Origin of the sequence: Pelomicrobium sp. G1 (genome assembly GCF_051905455.1) — a bacterium.
GTDB lineage: Bacteria > Pseudomonadota > Gammaproteobacteria > Burkholderiales > UBA6910 > Pelomicrobium.
Genome location: NZ_JBQACR010000670.1, coordinates 1 through 231, shown reverse-complemented (window position 1 = coordinate 231; position 231 = coordinate 1). Strand labels below are relative to the sequence as shown.

Here is a 231-nt window from a genome sequence, read left to right as displayed (position 1 = left end):
AGCGCTTCGGCCGCATCCACCGCATCGGTCAGACCGAGGTCTGCCACCTGTGGAACCTCGTCGCCTAGGAAACGCGCGAGGGAGATGTCTATCGGCGTTTGCTGGAGAAACTCGAAGAGGCGCGCGCGGCACTCGGCGGCAAGGTCTTCGACGTGCTCGGCAAGCTCCAGTTCGAGGGGCGGCCTCTGCGCAAACTCATGATCGAGGCCATCCGCTACGGCGACCGGCCGG

The 231-nt window shown here is 65.8% G+C and carries 1 pseudogene; it reads left to right on the top strand.

Annotated elements, in window-relative coordinates:
- A pseudogene (locus tag ACTFO6_RS20060) lies at positions 1-231 on the top strand (hypothetical protein); the annotation flags it as partial.